The following is a 19802-nucleotide window of genomic DNA, read 5'->3' on the forward strand; positions in this document are numbered from 1 at the left end:
GCGCGCGGAGGCCCGTGAGGAACGAGCGGGCCGAGCACGGTCGACCGTCGACAGTGGCATAAGGCGCCCCGGAGGCGAACCGAGCCCCAAACAAGGAGGGGCGTGAGCCGAAGGGGCGCGCCGCTGTCGAAAGGGAGAGCGCGCGGAGGTTTGCGAGGAACGAGCGGGCCGAGCACGGTCGACCGTCGACAGGGGCTTAAAGCGCCCCGGAGGCGAACCGAGCCCTAAAAAAAGGGGCTTCGCGCGCCGCTGTCGAAAGGGAGAGCGCGCGTAGTTCCGTGAGGTACGAGCGAACCGAGCACGGTCGACCGTCCACAGTGGCTCAAAGCGCCCCGGAGGCGAACCGAGCCCAAAAAGAACGGGACCCAACTCGTAGGGTGACCGCGTGAGCGATGAGCAGAGACAGACCCAAGCGCCCCGCGTCGTCATCGTCGGTGCCGGCATGGCCGGCGTGCAGACCGCGGTCGCCCTGCGGGAGAGCGGCCACCGCGGTCCCGTCACGCTGATCGGCGCCGAGGCGCATCCGCCCTACGACCGGCCGCCGCTGTCCAAGGCGGTCCTGCTCGGCACCGCCGAAGGCTCCGCCTTCGACATCGACTTCGCCGCGCTCGGCGTCGACCTGCGGCTCGGCGTCGACGCCACCGGTGTACGGCCGCGGGAGCGCGAGGTCGACACGGCCGCCGGGCCCGTTCCGTACGACGTCCTCGTCATCGCCTGCGGGGCCGAGCCGATCGCCCTGCCCGGCACCGAGGGCGTGGCCGGTGTGCATACGCTGCGCACCCTGGACGACGCCGAGCGGCTGCGGCCCGTGCTCGCGCGGCAGCACGAGGTCGTGGTGGTCGGCGCAGGCTGGATCGGCGCCGAGTTCGCGACCGCCGCCCGCGAGGCCGGGTGTGTCGTGACGGTCGTCGAGGCGGCCGACCGGCCGCTGGCCGGGGTGCTGCCCGCCGAGGTCGCCACTCCGATGGCCGACTGGTACGCGGAGAGCGGCGCCGAGCTGCTGACCGGCACCCGGGTCACCGGCGTCGAACCGGGCACGGTGATCCTCGCCGACGGCCGCCGGCTCCCCGCGGGCGCGGTCGTCGTCGGCATCGGCGCGCGGCCCGCGACCGGCTGGCTGGCCGGCTCCGGCATCGCGCTCGGCCCCGACGGCGCGATCGTCGCCGACGAACGGCTGCGGGCCTCGGCGCCCGGTGTGTACGCGGTCGGCGACTGCGCCTCGTTCCCCTCCGCCCGCTACGGCGAGCGGCTGCTCGTCCACCACTGGGACAACGCCCTCCAGGGGCCGCGTACGGTCGCCGCGCAGATCGTCGGCGAGAGCGAGCGGGTCTACGACCCGGTGCCGTACTTCTGGTCCGAGCAGTTCGGCCGCTTCGTGCAGTACGCGGGCCATCACGCCGCCGCCGACACCCTGGTATGGCGCGGCGACGCGGCGACCGCCGCCTGGTCGGTGGTGTGGCTGCGGGACGGCGTCGCTGTCGCGCTGCTGGCCGTGGGCCGGCCGCGCGATCTGGCCCAGGGCCGCAAGCTGATCGAGGCGGGCGCCGCGTTTGATCCCGAACGGGTCGCCGATCCGGCCCTGCCCTTGAAGAAGGCCGTCCGATGAGCGCCCGCACGTGCGTCGTCGAGCGCCTTCAGACCGCCGCGCTGACGCCTCTCTGACGCCTCTCTGACGCCTCTCTGACGCCTCTCTGACGCCTCTCTGACGCCTCTCTGACGGGCCCGTCCGCCCTTTCCCGCTACCGTCTGTCAGTCCGGGATGGCAGGCTTGTCCTGTGACTGAGATTGACATGAAGATCGATGCGCTCGTCCCCGCCTGGCTCTACCTGCCGGACATCGCGGAAATGCTCGATGTCCAGGTGACGCGCGTGCGGCAGTTGGTGAAGGAAGGCCAGCTCATCGCCGTGCGCCGTGGTGAGAACCGGGCGCTCCAGGTGCCCGCCGCCTTCATCGACGGCGACAAGGTCGTCAAGGGCCTCGCCGGTACTCTGACGCTCCTGAAGGACGACAACTTCTCCGACGAAGAGATGCTGGAATGGCTCTTCACCCCCGACCCGAGCCTGCCGGGCACGCCCGCGCAGGCGCTCAGCGAGAATCGCGGCACGGAGGTGAAGCGCCGGGCCCAGGCGCTCGCCGTCTGACGACACCACGCGCGCTGCGCGGCGGCGCCGCGGTCGTCGCGGCCGCCGCGATGTGACGACGCCGCCGCGCAGCGCCGAACCAACGGGGGACCCCGGAATGCCCACTGCCCGCTCGACGCTGTCCGACGCCCGGCTGTATCTGTGCACGGACGCCCGCACGGGACAGGGGGACCTTCCGGAGTTCCTGGACGCCGTCCTCAGCTCCGGCGTGGACATCGTCCAACTGCGCGACAAGGGCCTGGAGGCCGCCGAGGAGCTCGACCACCTCCAGGTCTTCGCCGACGCCTGCCGCAGGCACGGCGCGCTGCTGGCGGTCAACGACCGCGCGGATGTGGCGCATGCCATCGGCGCCGACGTGCTGCATCTGGGCCAGGGCGACCTGCCCGTGCCTGCCGCCCGCGCGATCCTCGGCGCCGGACCGCTGATCGGCCGGTCCACCCACGCCGAGAGCGAGGCGGCCGCCGCCGCCGTCGAGCCGGGCGTCGACTACTTCTGCACAGGACCCTGCTGGCCCACCCCGACCAAGCCGGGCCGGCCCGCACCGGGCCTCGGCCTGGTGCGGTACGCGGCGGGGCTCGGCACGGACCGCCCCTGGTTCGCGATCGGCGGCATCGACGCCACCAACCTCGACGAGGTGCTGGCAGCGGGCGCCCGCAGGATCGTCGTCGTCCGGGCCGTCACGGACGCCGACGACCCGGCCGCAGCGGCGGCGGCGCTCGCCGAGCGCGTCAGGGAGTACCCGCTGTGACGGCCGTGCCCGCCGCCGTACGGCCGGGCCTGGGGTTGTCCGGCGGACGACGCTAACCTGCACGTATGGCCTTCGGTACACCATCGACCTGGACGACCCACGCGCCTGCGGTGCGTGAGCTGCTCGCGGCAGGACCGACGTACTCGTTCGAGTTCTGGGCGCCCAGAACCCCGAAGGGCGAGCGGAACCTCTGGAACGCGCTGCGCAGGATCGAGTCGGTCGCCCCGAGCTTCGTCTCCGTGACCTACGGCGCGGGCGGCTCCACCCGCGACGGCACGGTCAGGGCCACCCAGCAGATCGCCGCCGACACCACGCTCACGCCGGTCGCCCATCTGACCGCCGTCGGCCAGTCCGTCGCCGAACTGCGCAACATGATCGGCCAGTACGCCGACGCCGGGATCCGCAACATCCTGGCCGTACGGGGGGATCCGCCCGGCGACCCCATGGGCGAGTGGGTCGAGCACCCGCAAGGCATGCGGTACGCCGCCGAACTGGTCAGGCTTATCAAGGAGTCCGGCGACTTCTGCGTCGGTGTGGCGGCATTTCCGGAAATGCATCCGCGCTCGGCGGACTGGGAGAGCGACACCCGGCACTTCGTCGACAAGTGCCGGGCGGGCGCCGACTACGCCATCACCCAGATGTTCTTCGACCCCGAGGGATATCTGCGGTTGCGGGACCGGGTGGCCGCCGCGGGTTGCGCGACTCCGATCATTCCCGAGATCATGCCGGTCACCAGCGTCAGGCAGTTGGAGCGGCTGCGACAGCTCAGTACGGCGGTCTTCCCGGCGGAGTTGAAAGAGCGGATCCTCTCCGTCAAGGATGATCCCGCCGCTGTACGCTCCATTGGCATCGGGTTCGCGACGGAGTTCTGCGCGAGACTCCTCTCCGAGGGAGTTCCTGGGTTGCACTTCATTACACTCAACAACTCCACTGCGACGCTCGAAATTTACGAGAATCTCGGACTGCACGAGCAGTCGTGACCGGCCGCACCCGCCCTGTCCCGGGGCGGAGGCCGCAGGAGAGGGGCGGGCATGGGCTGGACGGTCCTCTACATCGCATTCGGCATCGTGGCGCTGTGGCTGCTCGGCGAGGTGCTGCTGCAGTACAAGGCGCGGCTGCGCTGGCGGTTGCTCGCCTTCACCGGATTCCTGGGCGTCGTCATCGGTGTGCTGATGCCGCAGATAGTCGTCATCGCCCTGGGCGCCGTCGCGTTCGCCATCGGTCAGACGTATGTGACGCTCTCCTTCCGCCGCGGCTTCTCGGCCGGCTGGGCGGTCGGCGGCAGCCCGCGCGAGAACCCCCGCCGCAGGGCGCAGGGTCCGGCGGCGGCGGCCGAACCCAGCCTGGAGGTCAGCGATCTCCAGTACTCCCCGGCCGATTACCCGCCTTACCCGCCCGTCGACGAGACGGCGCAGACGGCGCAGACGGCCGAGGCGACGGGACCCACCTCGATCTACGAACCGCAGCCGATGCCCGACGACACCGGCCAGTACGGGATCTACGACACCGGCACCGGCTACACGGTCAACTCCCCAGGCGCGCAGGGCGACTACGGCACCGGCTACGAGAACTACCCGGGCTACGGGCAGCAGCCGTACGCGGCGCAGGGCCCCTACCCGGCGCAGGAAGGCGCCGGCCAGGACGCCTACGCGCAGCAGGCGTACCCCACGGACCAGGCGGGTTACGGAACGCAGGGGACGCAGTACGACTACGGCACCGGACCGCAGCAGCAGTACGCCGCGTACTCCGACCCGTACGCCGGATCGGCCGACGACGGCCAGCAGTACGGCTCGTACGACCCCAACGGCGGCTACCAGGACCAGCAGCAGTACGCCGACCCGTATGCCGCTCAGCAGTACAACGACACACCGCCCGGCGGGGTGTGGGTACCGCAGCAACGAGAAGCGGACCAGCAGGTTCCGCCGATGCCGCAGGAAGACCCGCAGCAGCAGTACGGCTACGACCCGAACGCCTACAACGAGCAGCAGTACCGCTACTGAACCGCGCCGCCGCCCAGGCCGTTTCCGGCGGTCGCGCCCGGTGCGCGACGACGTGCGGCACGCTCGCCGCGCGCCGACAGGGTCGGCAGCTCCGGCCGCCACCGCACTTCCCGCGCCGCCAACTCCCCTGCACGCGCCGCCTGTCGCGGGTCCGTCCGGTCGGCGGGCGCCGGTACCTGACGGTCACTCACCAGCCGGAAGCCGCCCACCGCACGCCCCGTCACCGCGAGCCGCGGAAGTCCGCTCCCTCCACGATCAGACCCGCTGCCAGCGCGCCCGACATGCCCGCGTGGGGCAGGCCGCCGCCCGGGTGGGACCAGCCGCCTGCCAGGGTCAGCCCGCGCAGGCGCGTCGCGTTCGCGGGGCGCAGCAGGCGGCCGTTGGCTCCGGCCAGGGCCGGGGCCGGCACCGCGCCTCCGTCGGCGCCCGTCTGCTCCGCCGTGTCGGCCGGGGTGCGCACCTCGCGCCAGAGGGTTCGGGCCGCCAGGTCCGGTACGGCGGCGACGGCCGCCGCCGACAGTACGTCCGCGTACCGCTCGCGCAGCGCGCCGTCCGTCCAGTCGAGCCCGCCGCCGTGCGGGGCGACCGTCGCCGTCAGGGTCACGGCCTCGTGGTCGTCGTCGGGGCGGGTCGCCGGGTCGTCGGGGCGCAGCACCGTGACCGTGGGGTGCCCGGCCGTCCGGCCGGCGAAGAGGTCGGCGGCCTCGGCCGACCCGTCGGGGGAGTGCACCACCGTGCGGTGTGCCGTGCCCGCGGGGCGTGCGCCGCGCAGCGCGAGCAGGACCGTGAACCGGCCGGCCGCCGCCGGGCCCGCCGCGTCCGGGGGCCGTACGTCGCCGTCCGCCCACAGCGCCGACTCCACCAGCGCGGCGGGGGCGACCCCGGCCACCACTTGGTCGGCTTCGGCGACCGACCCGTCGGCCAGCTCGACGCCGACCGCCGCGCCGTCCTTCTCCACGATCCGGGTCACCTCGGCGTCGAAGACGAACCGCACCTTGCGGGCCACGCACCGCTCGTACACCGCGCGGGCCAACTCCCGCATCCCGCCGCGCACATACCAGCTACCGAAGGTCTGCTCCAGGTACGGCAGCACGGCGGCGCTCGCAGGGGCGGCGCGCGGGTCGAGCCCGTACGCCAGCGCGTACCCGTCGAGCAGGGCGGCGAGCCGGGGGTCCGCCAGCTCCCAGGCGCCGATCTCGGCGACGGTGGAGGCCAGCCGGGCGCCGCGCAGCAGCCGCTTCCGGGGCACGGCCGGATACGGGTCGCGGCCGAGCACCCGGTGCTCCGGCCACAGCGGCTCCTCCAGCAGCGGCCGCCGCGACCGCTCCCACGCCTCCCTGGCCCGACCGAGGAAGTCCGCCCAGCGCTCACCCGCGCCCGCGCCCAACGCCCCGTCCAGGGCGGTGACGACACCGGCCCGGGACGCGTTCGGCAGGAGCACGTCCGTGCCGTCGGCGAAGACATGCCGGCTCGCCGGGTCCACCGCGCCGACCTCGACGCACCGCTCCAGCGGCTCCTTGCCCGTCTTCACGAACAAGTCGCGGTAGACGGCGGGCAGATGCAGCAGACCGGGCCCCGTGTCGAACACGAAGCCGTCCCGCTCGAACCTGCCGACCGAGCCGCCGTACGTCGCCGCGCGCTCGTACACCGTCACCCGGTGGCCCGCCACGGCCAGCCGGGCGGCCGCCGCCATGGCGCCCATCCCGGCGCCGATCACCGCAATCCCCGCCATGCCCGTGATTTTAGACGGGGGGACCGACAGCCTGTCCCGCACGTCGCTCCGCCCTACGCTGCGCCCTGCGCCGCAGGAACGCGCGGATCCGCGAAACGAGGAACAGCGCGGTCACGGTGCCGAGCACCAGCAGCGTCCCCGCCACGACGGCGGCCCCGACCGGATGGAAGATCGCGAAGGTGATGATCCCGGCGACGCCCAGATCCTCGGCCGTGGACATGATGACGTTGCTGAACGGTTCGGGAGAGGTGTTGATCGCCATCCGGGTCCCGGCCTTCACCAGATGGCTGACCAGGGCCGTGGAACCGCCGACCGCGCCGGCCGCCAGCTCGGGGACCGAGCCGCTCTGCCCGGCGAGCAGCGCCCCGACGACGGCGCCCGCCACCGGTCTGATCGCGGTGTGCACCGAGTCCCAGAGCGAGTCGACGTACGGAATCTTGTCCGCCACCGCCTCGCAGAGGAACAGCACGCCGGCGGCTATCAGCACATCGGGGCGCTGCAGCGCTTCGGGTACCTGGTCGGTCAGCCCGGTCGCGCCGAACAGGCCGAACAGCAGGACGACGGCGTAGGCGTTGATCCCGCTGGCCCAGCCGCTGGTGAATATGAGAGGGAGTACGGACACGGAGGCGATGGTAGCCAGCCGGGGCGCCCCTGGGACGGGGTCGGGCACACAAGGCTGAGTAGGGGTACCTAGGCGCCCGGATGAGTAGCCGCACGGATAGGCCGCGAGCCGTCGGAACGGAAGAGTGGAGCTCACGGAAGGGGCGCGCGCACCGGTACCGCCGGCACGGGGCTGCGGAACGGTGCGGCTCCCCCGACGTAACGGGGGTGCACTCCGGAGGGCCCGGCCGACCACGGGGGACCGGGCCCTCCGGCTGTACCGGGGGCAACGGGGGACGCCCGGGGGCAACGGGGGACGCCCGGGGGATACGGGGGCAACGGGGGAAGACGCCGGTGCGGCGGGCTCGGAAGGACGAGCCCGCCGCACCGGCGTTCGTGCTGCCCGGCGGTAGGCGCCGTCCGAGCGGGCACCCGACAGCACAGGCAACAGCGCGCGCAACAGCGCGGGTATGAGCCGTAAACGAGAGAAAGGTGCAGGTCAGGGCCGATTGTCAGTGGTAGCCCCCAGGATGGACACATACGGCCACAGCGCCGTCACACGACGACAGGAGGTTCGTCATGGCCAGCTCCTACGCCGGCGCCGCACGCCGGCGACCGACAGGCGGCCCTGCCCCCTCGCTGACCGGTCCGCCCGGTGACGTCCACCCCGTCCTGCGACGGGCCACGGCGCCACCCGCCGCGCTCGATCTCCTCGCCCAGGCCCGCACGGGTCTCGACGAGGCGGCGACCCTGGACACTCCGAACGAGCGCTACGCCACCGCCCATCTCGCCGCGCTGCGCACCGCGGCTGCCGTCCTCGCCGCCCGCGGCCGCCCGGAGGCCACGTCGCAGCGCCGCCGCCGGATCCGCAGCGCCTGGGAGGTGCTGCCGGAGATCGCGCCCGAACTGTCCGAGTGGAGCGCCCTGTTCGCCTCCGGAGCCCAGCGCAGGGCGCTCGCGGAGGCGGGCATACAGGGCGCGGCGAGCAGCCGCGACGCCGACGATCTGCTGCGGGACACCGCCATGTTCCTGCGACTGGTCGAGCGGCTGCTGGTGCTGGAGCCGGTACTGCCGGCGCCGAGGCCCGAGCAGACCACCACGCAGGACGACGCCGCCGGGTGACGCCGGTGAGGTGAGGGCGGCGAGGTGAGGGCGGGCGGCGCGCTCCACGGGGCCGGGAGGTCCCGCCGAGGCAATAGGGTGGGCGGCAGCCTGCACCTTTCTTGTCCCGCCGCCAGCGCGGCACCGCGCCGAGGAGTCAACTGCCGTGTCGGACCCTTCCCCTGTCATCGGTGGAGAGACGCCATCGCGCCCCCGGGGTTCTCTCCGCACCGCCGTGGTCTGGGAGGTCCTGCGGGACGCCCTCGACCGCCGGGCCAAGTCCTCGCGGGAGAACAGCCTCGACGTGCTGGACACCGGCGGCGGCACGGGCAACTTCGCGGTCCCCGTCGCCCGGCTCGGCCATCGCGTCACCGTCGTCGACCCGAGCCCCAACGCCCTCTTCGCGCTGGAGCGCAGGGCCGCCGAGGCCGGTGTCGCCGAGCGGGTCAGGGGTGTCCAGGGCGACATCCTCGGCCTGTTCGACGTCGTCGGGCGCGGCGGCTTCGACGCCGTGCTGTGCCACGGCGTCCTGGAGTACGTGGACGACCCGGCCGAGGGCGTGCGCAACGCCGTGGACGCCCTGCGCCCCGCAGGCGCCCTCAGCCTGCTCGCCGCCGGCCTCGGCGGCGCCGTGCTCGCCAGGGCGCTCGCCGGTCATTTCAACGAGGCCCGGCAGGCGCTCACCGACCCGGCGGGACGCTGGGGCGAGGGTGACCCGGTGCCCCGGCGGTTCAGCGCCGAACAGCTCAGCGGACTGGTGGCGGACGCCGGGCTCGACGTCGCCTCCGTGCACGGCGTGCGGGTCTTCGCCGACCTGGTCCCCGGCGGTCTCGTGGACACCCAGCCGGGCGCCCTGGACGCCCTGCTGAGGCTGGAGGCAGCCGCGGCCGAGCTGCCTTCCTTCCACTCCATCGCCACCCAGTTGCACGTCCTGGGCGAGAAGCGGACCTGACGGACCGCTGACCGCCTGCTTGATCAGCGGTGCAGCGGCGCATGCAGTCCGCCACAGGCCACCCGGTAGCGCGCTTCGCGCCGTATGATCGGGGTACACCATCCGGCATGACGGATCGGTCGTTGGGGAATCAACGCCTCAGCACCCGAGCCCGCATGGCGGCCCGGAATGGCTAAATGGCGTTGAGGGCGGGTTTCACGGGGGCGAATCCCTGCCTATCCTTGAAGGGGCCGCATACCGGTCGCCCCCCGCGACCGACGACTAGGAGGACTCCGTGCCGCTCTCGGAGCACGAGCAGCGAATGCTCGAGCAAATGGAGCGAGCGCTGTACGCCGAAGATCCCAAGTTCGCGACAGCGCTTGAGGGAAGCGGGCTGCGTACATACACCCGGCGACGGGTCTATCAGGCGGTCGCAGGCTTCCTGGTGGGAATCGCGCTCCTCATGTCTGGAATGGTCGCCCAGCAGATCTGGATCAGCGTGGTGGGGTTTCTCGTCATGCTGGGCTGCGCGGTCCTGGCGGTCACCGGCTGGCGCAAGGCGCCCAGGCCGGGTGAGCAACAGGCCGCCGGTGGCGGCCCCCCGGCCGGCCGCCGACAACCCAAACCACGCCGTTCGGTGATGAACCGGATCGAAGAGCGGTGGCAGCGCCGCCGCGACGAACAGGGCCAGTAAGCCCGGCAGAGCGAATCCGGACAGATAGCAGGCGGCTCCGGACGGACGAACAGAGACCCGTACGGCTGAGGGGCGGACGCGATACGCGTCCGCCCCTCAGCCGTACCGGCAGGCAGCCCGCCCGGGAGCCCCGGGCCACGCCGCCAAGCGTGGCCCGGGGGCCCGGGAGCCCGAGGCTCAGCCCCGGGCCCGGGGCCCCGAGTCTCAGCCGCGCTGCCTGGCGGGCCGCAGCCGCGCCACGAAGGCCGTCCAGCGGTCCAGCCGCAGCCGGTGCACACCCCACCGGTCGGTGAAGACCGTCCAGCGCTCCGACAGTGCCCATATCACCCGAATGGACGAGCGAGGCGCGAGAACTGCCCGCAGCCGGGTCCAGCGGCCTGCGGACGCCCGCAGCCCGGCCCGCACCAGCCGGGTGTCCTCGGCGAGCCCCACGCCCGGCCGCGGCTCCGGCGCGTACAGCGCCTGCTCCACGGCCCCGGCCACCCGGTGCACCGCGTCGGCCGCCGGCTGCTCCAGCCTGCCGAGCCGTACGACCCGGTCCGCCGCCTTACGCGGGGTCTGCGACTCGTCGGGCGGGATGCCGTGGTCCCACGCCGTGTCGATCAGCTCCCGCCAGGCCGCGAGGGCACGCTCCGCCGCGACGGCCGGCGTCGGCGGCGCGCCGCCCCGGCCGGCGGCACCCGCGCCGTCCTCGTCGGCGTCCGCCGTCGCCCACGACGGGCCGTCCGCCGACGCGTGGTCGCCGTACCCGGACCTGAGCCGCCTGGCCCGTACCCGCACCCGCCACAGCAGCGGCAGCAGCGGGATCAGCAGGACCGCGAGCGCGGCCAGCGCGATCCCGACCAGCGTTCCCGTCGGGGTGCCCGAGTCGCCGGGCGGCTGGAGCCCCAGCGGGGCGGCGGCGTCGCACTCACCGATCCGGCGCGTCTGCTCGGCGCAACTGCTCGACGAGGACGGCGCGGCCGACGGCGCGCCCGAGGCCGCCGAGTCCGGCGCCTCCGTGCTGCTCGGCACCCCCGACGGGGTGTCGGCGACGGTGTAGTCCGGGATGCTGCCACGGCTCGGGGTCGGCTCGAAGCGCGTCCAGCCCACGCCTTCGAAGTACAACTCGGGCCACGCGTGGGCGTCGTTGAGACCGACGGACACGATGTCCCCCTCCGGGGTGCCGGGGGTGAAGCCCACGGCGACCCTGGCCGGGATGCCGAGCGTGCGGGCCATCGCCGCCATGGCGAAGGAGAAGTGGATGCAGAAGCCCCTCTTGTCCTGGAGGAACTTGGTGATCGCCGAGATCCCGGTGCCCGAGTTGACCGAGACGTCGTACTTGAAACCGCCGTCCATCGCGAACCAGTCCTGGAGCTTGACGGCCTTCGCGTAGTCGGTCGCCGCGCCCGCCGTCACGTCCTCGGCTGTCGCCTTCACCACGTCGGGCAGCCTGTCCGGCACCTTCGTGTACTCGTCGCGCAGCGCCTTGGACGCCTGCGGCGCCGAGGCGAGCTGCTCGCTGGTCGGATCCACCTCCAGGCTCTCGACCTGGTACTCGGCGCCACGGGTCGACTGCCCGCGGTCGCCGACGAGGGTGCGGCCCACCGGCTCGAAGCGCCAGCGGCCCTGGATCTTCACCTTCGTTGCCGGATAGGGCATCGGGAGGTAGTTCTGCCGGTACCAGCCGGCCGCCGTGATGTTGGTCGTGACCTTCGTGGTCCGCACGTCGGAGGAGAGGCCCGGCGGGTCGGGCAGCTCTTCCGGCACGTCGTCGACCTTGCGCTGCGAGAAGCGCCAGGACGTCCCGTCGAACGTGTCGAGGGCCATGATCCGCAGATACATGTCCGAGCCGATGGGCTGCGTCGTCCGGTAGCGCAGGGCCTCCCGGTCCTCCGGCTGGTTCAGGTTGTCCTGGAGGGAGACCAGGGGGTTCACCGCGGAGATCGTGCCCCCGCCGCCCACCCCCGAGCCGTTCCCCGTCCCCGCGCCGGACAGCAGCCCGTCGCCCATGGCGGGCAGGGCGGCCGGGACCACCAGGGCGATCCCGAGCGCCAGCACACCGATGCGGCGGCCCGTACGCGCGGGGGCCAGCGCGTGCCCCGGCGTTCTGGCCGCCCGGCCCTGGCCCGCAGGCGCACCGCCGAACACCCGGCCCCACTGCGACAGCCGGTCGCGGCCCTCGGCGAGCAGCAGCAGCAGATAGCCGCAGGAGGCCACCAGGAACCACAGCCAGCCGCCCGCCCCGCCGGACAGCCCGGCGGCCACGGAGTAGAGCGCGAGCAGCGGCAGCCCGGCGGGGGCGGCGCTGCGGAACGTCATAGCCAGCGCGTCCACGGCGAGGCCGATCACCAGCACGCCGCCGATCAGCATCAGCTTGATGCCGTCGGTCGCCGGCGCCGGTATGGCGAAGCGGCTGACGTCGTCGCTGCCCGCCGTCAGCAGCGTGCCGAACTGCCGGATGACATCAGGGGTGGGCAGCAGCCCGAGCGGCGCCTGGTCCCTGGCGAAGACGACCGTCAGCTCCAGCAGCCCGACGACGGCCTGCACCAGGATCGTCGCCAGCCTGGCCAGCGGTGCCCGCCTGGCCAGCGCGCCGACCCCGCTGATGACCGCCAGCAGGAAAGCGGCCTGGAACAGCCAGCCGACCGTGTCGACCAGCGGCAGCATCGAACCCGCCGCCATCAGCGTGGCGGCGAAGGCGCACAGCGCCAGCCTCCCGCGACCGCTCATGACCATCCTCCGGATGCTGTCGGCCCTGTGACGCCCGATGCGGAGCGCTCGCGCGCCGCCCGCCGCCACAGGTCGGGCAGGGACGCCCCGGCCGGTACGGCGAACGCCGTCCAGCCCGCCTCGCGCAGCAGCCGCAGCCGCTCGTCGCTCCGCTCCTCGGCCGGCGGGCTTCCCGTCCAGCCGTCACTGTCGAGGACGAAGGCGACGGCTGCGCCGCTGCGCTGCCTCATCCGGGCGACCACGGCGGCCTGTTCGTCGTCGAGGTCGCCGAAGAAGCCGATCAGCAGCCCCTCGGTGCCGCGGCGCAGGACGTCGTACGAAGGGAAGAGCCCCTCGCCCGGCGAGTGGTCGACGACGGCGAGGGTGTCCATCATCAGTCCCGCCGAGTCGGCCGACTCCTGCGTGGCGCCGGCGAAGCCGTCGGCGCCCTCGCCCGGCACCGAACTGCCCGTGTCCGTCAGCAGCCGTACGGCGAAGCCCCGTTCCAGCATGTGCACCAGCGCGGACGCCGCCCCCGACACGGCCCACTCGAAGGCCGAGTCGGGTCCCGCGCCCTGGTAGGCGACCCGTCTGGTGTCCAGCAGCACCGTGCACCGGGCGCGCTGCGGCTGCTCCTCGCGGCGCACCATCAGCTCGCCGTAGCGGGCGGTGGAGCGCCAGTGGACCCGGCGCAGGTCGTCGCCGTGCCGGTAGCCGCGGGGGATCACGTCGTCCTCGCCGGCCAGCGACAGGGACCGCTGCCTGCCGTCGCCGTACCCCGACGCCTCGCCGGCGAGCCGTACCGAAGGCAGCGGCTCGGTGCGGGGGATGACGGTCAGGGTGTCGTACGCGCTGAAGGAGCGGGTCAGTTCGCACATCCCGAACGGATCGCTCAGCCGCAGTTGCAGCGGGCCGAGCGGATAGCGCCCGCGCAGGTCGGAGCGGACGCGGTACGACACCTCGCGGCGCCCGCCCGCCTCCACCCGGTCGAGCACGAAGCGCGGGCGCGGGCCCAGCACGTACGGCACATGGTCCTGGAGCATCAGCAGCCCCGTGGGCAGCCGGGACACGTTGTCCATCCGCAGATGCACCCGCGCCTCCGACCCGGCGGGCACCCGGGAGGGCGTGAGCCTGCGGCTGCCCGCCACCCGGTAGCGGGTGCGGTAGAGCACGGCGACGCAGACCAGCGGCAGCACGGCGAGCAGCAGCCCCACGCGCAGCAGGTCGGACTGGCCGAGCACATAGGCGCAGACGGCCGCCGCGATGCCCGCGGCGAAGAACGACCGGCCCCGGGTGGTCAGTCCGCCCAGGGCCGCGCGCAGGCCGCCCTTGTCCTCCTCGCCCGCCGTCGTGACGGGCTCGGCCGACGTCATCACAACCGCCGTACGCCGGGCGGCTGCTGGCCGTAGGCCGGGCCCGGGGCGGCCGGTCTGCCCGCCGTCACCCGGCCGCCGTCGGCGGTGGGCACCGGCGTCTGCTGGAGGATCTCCAGCACGACCTGCTCGGCGGTCCTGCGGTTGAGCTGCGCCTGGGCCGTGGGCAGCAGCCGGTGCGCCAGCACGGCGACCGCCAGCGCCTGTACGTCGTCGGGCAGGGCGTAGTCCCGCCCGCTCAGCGCCGCCGACGCCTTCGCGGCGCGCAGCAGATGGAGCGTGGCGCGCGGTGAGGCCCCCAGCCGCAGATCGGGGTGGCTGCGGGTCGCCCCGACCAGCTCGACCGCGTAGCGCCGTACGGCGTCGGCCACATGGACCGTGCGCACCGCGTCGATCAGCTTCAGGATCTCGTGCGCGTGCGCCACCGGCTGGAGGTCGTCCAGCGGGGAGATCCCGCCGTGCGTGTCCAGCATCTGCAGCTCGGCCTCCGCGCTCGGGTAGCCGATCGACACCCGGGCCATGAAGCGGTCGCGCTGCGCCTCGGGCAGCGGGTACGTGCCCTCCATCTCCACCGGGTTCTGGGTGGCCACCACCATGAAGGGGCTGGGCAGTTCGTACGTCTGCCCGTCGATGGTGACCTGGCGCTCCTCCATGGACTCCAGCAGCGCCGACTGGGTCTTCGGCGAGGCGCGGTTGATCTCGTCGCCGATCACGATCTGCGCGAAGATCGCCCCCGGCTTGAACTCGAAGTCCCTGCGCTGCTGGTCGTAGATGGACACTCCCGTGATGTCCGAGGGCAGCAGGTCGGGGGTGAACTGAATACGCTGCACCGAACAGTCGATGGAACGTGCGAGCGCCTTCGCCAGCATGGTCTTGCCCACGCCGGGGACATCCTCGATCAATAGATGTCCCTCGGCGAGCAGCACGGTCAGCGAAAGCCGTACGACCTCTGGCTTGCCCTCGATCACACCCTCCACCGATGTGCGGACACGCTCCGCTGTGGTGGTCAGATCAGTGAGGCTCGCTCGATCGTCATAGGTCGTCACCCGGCCCTCCTCGGCCCGTTCATACGGACCGGAGCTCAACAGACGGCCCGGCCCACCCCAAGATACGGACGCCGGCCCCGGAATGTTCCGGAGCGGCTGTCACACACGCATTCTTGTTGCCGTTACCGCTTCGTGTCACTCGCCTGTGGATAAAAGAGGGGGATTTGTCGATTTCGCCGCTTTTTTGGTGCCACGGGAATGCTTCCCCGGCGCAGGAAGGGAATGCCTTCCCGGCTCACTCGGCCGGATCGACCTCCGTCATGAGCCCCGTCGTGACGTCGAAGACGAAGCCGCGCACATCGTCCGTGTGCGGCAGGAACGGCGAGGTCCGTACGCGCTGCATCGACTGCCGGACGTCCTGTTCCACGTCCGCGAACGCCTCGACGGCCCAGACCGGCCGCTGGCCGACCTCCAGCTCCAGCTCGTGCCGGAACTCCTCGGTGATGGTCTGCATGCCGCAGCCGGTGTGGTGGATGAGCGCCACGCTGCGCGTCCCGAGGGCCCGCTGGCTGATGGTGAGGGACCGGATGACGTCGTCGGTCACCACGCCGCCGGCGTTGCGGATCGTGTGGCAGTCGCCCAGTTCCAGGCCGAGGGCGGCGTGCAGGTCGATCCTGGCGTCCATGCAGGCCACCACGGCGACCCGCAGCACGGGCCGGGCGTCCATGCCGGGGTCCTGGAACCTGGCGGCGTAGTGGTTGTTCGCCTCTATGAGCCGGTCGGTGACCGTACCGCCGGTGCGGGTCGCGCCGGCGGACGTGTCAGGGGTCTCTGCGGGCAGGTGCGCGGAAGTCGACATACCCATGACGGTAATGGTCGTCGGGGGTCGAAGCCCGCTGTGGGACCAGGACAAAGAACGTCAACGGGCCTTGTTGTGACCTAACCCACAAGGCCGAGCGCCACTCATCCGAACGGGTGATAAAGGCCTTTTGTTCGGTTGTGGCGCGTGACCCGTGTGACGCGCTGGCCGGTTGATTGACCGGAAGGACGAGTGGACTAAAGTGACGCGAAGTTCACGGACACATCCCGAACACATCCCGATTGTCCCCGCGTGTGCGGCGTACGTGCGGCTCGGCCCTCTCCCGCTCGGCGGTCGGCCGACGCCCTTTGCGGCGCCGGCGGATCACTCCCCTTCTGAGCGGGCGGGGACCCGGCGGCACGTACGACCGCGCCGGACCTGAGAGGGCGCATTGAGCGAGCGCAGCGAGCGACACGTCCCAGTGATGCTCCGGCGGTGCCTTGACCTGCTGGCCCCCGCTCTCGCCCAGCCGGGCGCGGTCGTCGTCGACTGCACCCTCGGCCTCGGCGGCCACAGCGAGGCGCTGCTTGCCACCTTCCCCGCCGCCCGGCTCGTCGCCCTCGACCGCGACAAGGAGGCGCTGCGGCTCTCCGGCGAGCGGCTCGCCCCGTACGGCGAACGGGCCACCCTCGTGCACGCCGTCTACGACGAGCTGCCCGACGTGCTCGACCGGCTGGGCATCCCGCGCGTCCAGGGCGTCCTGTTCGACCTGGGCGTCTCCTCCATGCAGCTCGACGAGGCCGACCGCGGCTTCGCCTACGCGCACGACGCGCCGCTCGACATGCGCATGGACCAGACGACGGGGCCCGGCGCCGCCGAGGTGCTCAACACCTACCCGCCCGGCGAACTCGTGCGGATCCTGCGCCAGTACGGCGAGGAGAAGCAGGCCAAGCGGATCGTTTCCGCGGTCGTACGCGAACGCGACAAGGAACCCTTCACCCGCAGCGCCCGGCTGGTCGAGCTGATCCGCGACGCCCTGCCGCAGGCCGCCAAGCGCACCGGCGGCAACCCCGCCAAGCGCACCTTCCAGGCGCTGCGCATCGAGGTCAACGGCGAGCTGTCCGTACTGGAACGGGCCGTGCCCGCGGCGGTGAAGACCCTCGCCGTCGGCGGCCGGATCGCCGTCCTGTCGTACCACTCGCTGGAGGACCGGCTGGTCAAGCAGGTCTTCGCCGCGGGCGCGGCCAACACGGCGCCGCCGGGGCTGCCGGTGGTCCCCGAGCGCTACCAGCCCCGCCTCAAACTGCTCACCCGCGGCGCCGAACTGCCGACGGAGGAAGAGGTCGCCGAGAACCGCAGGGCGGCCCCCGCCCGGCTGCGGGGGGCGCAGCGGATCCGGGAGGACGCACTGTGAGCGGAGCTGCCAGGCAACTGCGGGGGCGGGCGGGCCGGCTCGCCCGGATGCTGCCGGCCGGCTCGGGACAGGCGGCGCGCACCCCCTTCGTCCTGCTGGTCGTCCTGCTGCTGGGCGGCGGTCTGATCGCCCTGCTGCTGCTGAACTCCTCCCTCAACGAAGGATCGTTCAGGCTGAGCAAGCTCAAGAAGCAGACCACCGACCTCACCGACGAGCAGCAGGCGCTCCAGCGCGACGTGGACGACTACTCGGCGCCCGACGCGCTGGCCCGCAGGGCGCGCGAACTGGGCATGGTGCCCGGCGGCAGCCCCGCCTTCCTCGGCCCCGACGGCAAGGTCCACGGGGTGCCGGGCAAGGCCACCGCGCTGCCGCCCGTCCAGCAGTCCGTCGTGGTGCAGGCCCCGCCGGCCCCCCTTGCCCCGTCCGCGCCCACCGCGAGCCCGTCAGTCCCGGCCAGGACCGCCGCCCCGCCCCCAGGGCAGGCCGTATCCCCGACGGCCACCGTCTCCCCGTCAGCCACCGGCCAGGGCCAACCGCTGAAACCGGCAGCCCCGGCCCCGACGACCTCCGGCAGGTGACGCAGTGCCCTCCAAGGAACCACCGCGCCGCAGGGTGCCAGGACCCGCACGGCCACGGGGCGGCGCGCGCCCCGTCGGCGGCGCCCGCCCGACGGCCAGGCCCGCGGCCCGCCCGGCGGCCCGCCAGGCCGGCCGGCCGCGCCAGGGAAGCCGCGCCCCGCGCCGTATCCAGCTCGGCAGCCCGCGCCCCCGGCTGCGGCTCGTCAGCCTCGGCCTGACACTCGTGATGCTGGTCTTCGTCGTACGGCTGCTCCAGGTGCAGGCCGTCGACGCCAGCGCGTACGCGGCCAAGGCCGACAAGAACCGCTTCCTGCACCACACGATCGCCGCCGAGCGCGGCGAGATCACCGACCGCTCCGGGGTCCCGCTCGCCACCAGCGACGACGCGTACGACATCACCGCCGACCCGTCGATGTTCACCCCCAAGGCCAGCAAGGCGCCGGACGCCCCCGAGCAGGCGGCGGCGCTGCTCGCCCCGATCCTGGGCGCCGACCCCACCGAGATGGTGAAGAAGCTCAAGGCGCCCAAGTCCCGCTACACCGTGCTCGCCCGCCGGCAGACCCCGCAGGTCTGGAACCAGATCAGCGACCTCAAGGGCGTCCTGGCCGAGAAGGCGAGCAAGGACGCGCTCTCCGGCCGCCCCGCGGTGAACGTACTGGCCGGCGTCCTCCAGGAGCCGACCACGAAGCGCGTGTACCCCAACGGCGATCTCGCCGCCGGGATACTGGGTTTCGTCAACGCGTCAGGACACGGCGGCGGCGGTGTGGAGTCCATGCTGGACAAGCAGTTGGCCGGCGCCGACGGCGAGGTCACCTACACCCAGTCGGGCGGCCGCCGGGTGCCCACCGGCAGTTCGCGTGAGAAGCCCGCCGTGCCGGGCTCCGACGTCGAGCTGACCATCGACAGGGACATCCAGTGGGAGGCCCAGCGGGCCATCAGCGACCAGGTGAGGAAGTCCAAGGCCGACCGGGGCTACGTGATGGTCCAGAACACCAGGACCGGGGAAGTCCTCGCGATGGCCAACGCCCCCGGGTTCGACCCCAACGACCTCTCCCAGGCCAGCTCGGCCGCCATGGGCAACGCCGCGCTCCAGGACGCCTACGAGCCCGGCTCCACCAGCAAGGTCATGTCGATGTCGGCGGTCATCGAGGAGAAGAAGGCCACCCCGCTCACCCATGTCGTCGTACCCAACCGGCTGCACCGCGGCGACCGGCTCTTCCACGACGACATCGACCACCCCACCTGGAACCTGACGCTCAACGGCGTCCTCGCCAAGTCCAGCAACATCGGCACCATCGAGGCGTCAGGACACCTCGGCGACACCCAGCCCGAGGCGAACAAGGTCCTCTACAGGTACCTGACCAAGTTCGGCATCGGCCGGCCCACCGGGCTCGGCTACCCCGGCGAGACCCAGGGGCTGCTCGCCAAGCCGCAGGACTGGTCCACCTCGCAGCAGTACACGATCCCGTTCGGCCAGGGCCTGTCGCTCAGCGCCATGCAGGCCGCGTCCGTGTACTCGACCATCGCCAACGGCGGCGTACGGATCGCCCCCACCCTGATCCGGGGCACCCGGGGGCCGGACGGGCGCTTCACCCCCGCGCCCGCGCCCAAGAAGACCCGCGTCGTCAGCGACAGCACCGCCAAGACCGTCTCCACGATGCTCGAATCGGTCGTCGGCGACCAGGAGGGCACCGGTACGGCCGCGAAGATCCCCGGCTACCGGGTGGCGGGCAAGACCGGAACCGCCAACAGGGTGGATCCCAAACTCGGCATCTACAAGGGCTACACCGCGTCCTTCGCCGGCTTCGCCCCCGCCGACAACCCGCAGATCACCGTCTACTGCGCGATCCAGAACCCCACCAGCGGCGCGTACTTCGGCGGATCGATCTGCGGTCCCATCTACAAGAAGGTCATGGAGTTCTCGCTCAAGACCCTGCAGGTCCCCCCGACCGGCAGCAAACCAGTCCGCCTGCCGGTCACCTTCTAGACCGGCGGACCCCCACCCGGCCAGTGA

General features: G+C 72.7%; 17 protein-coding genes. 11 read left to right on the plus strand and 6 right to left on the minus strand.

Annotated elements, in window-relative coordinates:
- Nucleotides 1–385: 385 nt before the first annotated feature.
- The 5 genes from ACZ63I_RS33945 to ACZ63I_RS33965 all read left to right on the plus strand — a co-directional run bounded on the left by ACZ63I_RS33945 (nt 386) and on the right by ACZ63I_RS33965 (nt 4889).
- Nucleotides 386–1606: an NAD(P)/FAD-dependent oxidoreductase gene (locus ACZ63I_RS33945; protein ID WP_469343314.1), complete on the plus strand. Its 1221-nt coding sequence runs from the start codon at nt 386–388 to the stop codon at nt 1604–1606.
- Nucleotides 1607–1775: 169 nt separating this feature from the next.
- A complete protein-coding gene (locus tag ACZ63I_RS33950) occupies nt 1776–2141 on the plus strand; it encodes an Rv2175c family DNA-binding protein (RefSeq protein WP_041990658.1) in 366 nt (121 codons plus the stop codon).
- Nucleotides 2142–2238: 97 nt separating this feature from the next.
- Nucleotides 2239–2889, plus strand: a complete 651-nt coding sequence (thiE, locus tag ACZ63I_RS33955) for a thiamine phosphate synthase (RefSeq protein ID WP_469343315.1) — start codon at nt 2239–2241, stop codon at nt 2887–2889.
- Nucleotides 2890–2954: 65 nt separating this feature from the next.
- Complete coding sequence (gene metF, locus ACZ63I_RS33960; RefSeq protein WP_469343316.1) at nt 2955–3869, plus strand: methylenetetrahydrofolate reductase [NAD(P)H]; 915 nt, start codon at nt 2955–2957, stop codon at nt 3867–3869.
- Between the two features lie 51 nt (nt 3870–3920).
- On the plus strand, nt 3921–4889 hold the full coding sequence (locus tag ACZ63I_RS33965) for a hypothetical protein (RefSeq protein ID WP_469343317.1): 969 nt from the start codon (nt 3921–3923) through the stop codon (nt 4887–4889).
- A 220-nt stretch (nt 4890–5109) separates the two neighbouring features.
- Here ACZ63I_RS33965 and ACZ63I_RS33970 read toward each other — a convergent pair whose 3' ends face one another.
- Nucleotides 5110–6621, minus strand: a complete 1512-nt coding sequence (locus ACZ63I_RS33970; protein WP_469343318.1) for a phytoene desaturase family protein — start codon at nt 6619–6621, stop codon at nt 5110–5112.
- A 10-nt stretch (nt 6622–6631) separates the two neighbouring features.
- The gene (locus tag ACZ63I_RS33975; protein ID WP_469343320.1) at nt 6632–7243 is read right to left on the minus strand and encodes a DUF4126 domain-containing protein; all 612 of its coding nucleotides are present in this window, start codon (nt 7241–7243) and stop codon (nt 6632–6634) included.
- A gap of 557 nt (nt 7244–7800) precedes the next feature.
- Here ACZ63I_RS33975 and ACZ63I_RS33980 point away from each other — a divergent pair.
- From ACZ63I_RS33980 to ACZ63I_RS33990, 3 genes are all read left to right on the plus strand, one after another.
- Nucleotides 7801–8343 carry an SAV_6107 family HEPN domain-containing protein gene (locus tag ACZ63I_RS33980; protein WP_469343322.1) on the plus strand — a complete coding sequence of 181 codons (543 nt, stop codon included), beginning with the start codon at nt 7801–7803 and terminating at the stop codon, nt 8341–8343.
- A gap of 145 nt (nt 8344–8488) precedes the next feature.
- Nucleotides 8489–9274 carry a methyltransferase gene (locus ACZ63I_RS33985; RefSeq protein ID WP_469343323.1) on the plus strand — a complete coding sequence of 262 codons (786 nt, stop codon included), beginning with the start codon at nt 8489–8491 and terminating at the stop codon, nt 9272–9274.
- Nucleotides 9275–9548: 274 nt separating this feature from the next.
- Nucleotides 9549–9947, plus strand: coding sequence for a DUF3040 domain-containing protein (locus ACZ63I_RS33990; protein WP_469343325.1), 399 nt, complete (start codon nt 9549–9551; stop codon nt 9945–9947).
- A 204-nt stretch (nt 9948–10151) separates the two neighbouring features.
- On the opposite strand, the gene ACZ63I_RS33995 is transcribed toward ACZ63I_RS33990, so the two are convergent.
- The 4 genes from ACZ63I_RS33995 to ACZ63I_RS34010 form a co-directional block, all read right to left on the minus strand.
- Entirely contained in the window at nt 10152–12659 is a 2508-nt protein-coding gene (locus ACZ63I_RS33995; protein ID WP_469343327.1) for a transglutaminase TgpA family protein, read from the minus strand.
- Nucleotides 12656–14011, minus strand: a complete 1356-nt coding sequence (locus ACZ63I_RS34000) for a DUF58 domain-containing protein (RefSeq protein ID WP_469343329.1) — start codon at nt 14009–14011, stop codon at nt 12656–12658. The genes ACZ63I_RS33995 and ACZ63I_RS34000 overlap by 4 nt, the downstream gene beginning before the upstream one ends.
- Nucleotides 14011–15057: an AAA family ATPase gene (locus ACZ63I_RS34005; protein WP_469343330.1), complete on the minus strand. Its 1047-nt coding sequence runs from the start codon at nt 15055–15057 to the stop codon at nt 14011–14013. The genes ACZ63I_RS34000 and ACZ63I_RS34005 overlap by 1 nt, the downstream gene beginning before the upstream one ends.
- Nucleotides 15058–15292: 235 nt before the next feature.
- Nucleotides 15293–15856 (minus strand): beta-class carbonic anhydrase, encoded by a 564-nt coding sequence (locus ACZ63I_RS34010; protein WP_469343331.1) that lies wholly within the window; start codon nt 15854–15856, stop codon nt 15293–15295.
- A gap of 424 nt (nt 15857–16280) precedes the next feature.
- Here ACZ63I_RS34010 and rsmH point away from each other — a divergent pair, with 424 nt between their 5' ends.
- The 3 genes from rsmH to ACZ63I_RS34025 are packed head-to-tail and all read left to right on the plus strand — an operon-like array spanning nt 16281 to nt 19775.
- Entirely contained in the window at nt 16281–17210 is a 930-nt protein-coding gene (rsmH, locus tag ACZ63I_RS34015; RefSeq protein ID WP_469343332.1) for a 16S rRNA (cytosine(1402)-N(4))-methyltransferase RsmH, read from the plus strand.
- Nucleotides 17207–17788 (plus strand): cell division protein FtsL, encoded by a 582-nt coding sequence (gene ftsL / locus ACZ63I_RS34020; protein WP_469343333.1) that lies wholly within the window; start codon nt 17207–17209, stop codon nt 17786–17788. Before rsmH ends, ftsL begins: the two co-directional genes overlap by 4 nt.
- 4 nt (nt 17789–17792) lie before the next feature.
- Entirely contained in the window at nt 17793–19775 is a 1983-nt protein-coding gene (locus ACZ63I_RS34025; RefSeq protein WP_469343334.1) for a peptidoglycan D,D-transpeptidase FtsI family protein, read from the plus strand.
- Nucleotides 19776–19802 lie beyond the last annotated feature (27 nt).

The sequence above is a fragment of the Streptomyces sp. NPDC087906 genome, assembly GCF_055584925.1.

What these genes read in the sequence shown, in the direction of transcription:
- rsmH (WP_469343332.1), top strand. Translation starts at nt 16,281, where the DNA reads ATGCTCCGGCGGTGCCTTGACCTGCTGGCCCCCGCTCTCGCCCAGCCG.
- ACZ63I_RS33995 (WP_469343327.1), bottom strand. Translation starts at nt 12,659, where the DNA reads ATGAGCGGTCGCGGGAGGCTGGCGCTGTGCGCCTTCGCCGCCACGCTG.
- ACZ63I_RS34010 (WP_469343331.1), bottom strand. Translation starts at nt 15,856, where the DNA reads ATGTCGACTTCCGCGCACCTGCCCGCAGAGACCCCTGACACGTCCGCC.
- ACZ63I_RS33965 (WP_469343317.1), top strand. Translation starts at nt 3,921, where the DNA reads ATGGGCTGGACGGTCCTCTACATCGCATTCGGCATCGTGGCGCTGTGG.
- ACZ63I_RS34000 (WP_469343329.1), bottom strand. Translation starts at nt 14,011, where the DNA reads ATGACGTCGGCCGAGCCCGTCACGACGGCGGGCGAGGAGGACAAGGGC.
- thiE (WP_469343315.1), top strand. Translation starts at nt 2,239, where the DNA reads ATGCCCACTGCCCGCTCGACGCTGTCCGACGCCCGGCTGTATCTGTGC.
- ACZ63I_RS33970 (WP_469343318.1), bottom strand. Translation starts at nt 6,621, where the DNA reads ATGGCGGGGATTGCGGTGATCGGCGCCGGGATGGGCGCCATGGCGGCG.
- ACZ63I_RS33980 (WP_469343322.1), top strand. Translation starts at nt 7,801, where the DNA reads ATGGCCAGCTCCTACGCCGGCGCCGCACGCCGGCGACCGACAGGCGGC.
- metF (WP_469343316.1), top strand. Translation starts at nt 2,955, where the DNA reads ATGGCCTTCGGTACACCATCGACCTGGACGACCCACGCGCCTGCGGTG.